We start from the raw sequence: 507 nt of genomic DNA on the forward strand, positions 1-507 counted from the left end.
ACCACCAAAGAAGATTACGCAAAAGAGTACAGCGTAATTTTTGATGGGGAAGAGCAATGGCAGAACCTGCCCGCACCAACTGGATTGGATTATGAGTGGAAAGACAATTCCACCTATATCAAAGAAATTCCATTCTTTAAAGATATTAGTGTGACGCCAGAACCTTTGCGAAACATTCAAAAAGCAAGAGTGCTTATGAATTTAGGAGATTCGGTGACCACTGATCACATTTCGCCGGCAGGTTCCTTTTCCGAAGATAGCGCTGCGGGTCAATACTTAAAATCCAAGGGCATTGAGCGTGCCATGTTCAACTCGTACGGCTCCCGCAGAGGTAACCATGAAGTGATGATGCGCGGTACTTTTGCCAATGTGTATATTAAAAATAAAATTGCCACAAAACAAGGCGGATATACCACTTATTTTCCTGAAAACGAAGAGTTAAATGTTTATGACGCCGCCATGAAATATATGAAGACCGATACGCCATTGATCGTATTGGCAGGTAGC

General features: G+C 42.6%; 1 pseudogene. It reads left to right on the forward strand.

The features are described from left to right. Window positions 1-507, forward strand: a pseudogene (acnA, locus tag ACYVIP_RS44530) (aconitate hydratase); the annotation flags it as partial.

The sequence above is a fragment of the Actinophytocola sediminis genome, assembly GCF_054779715.1.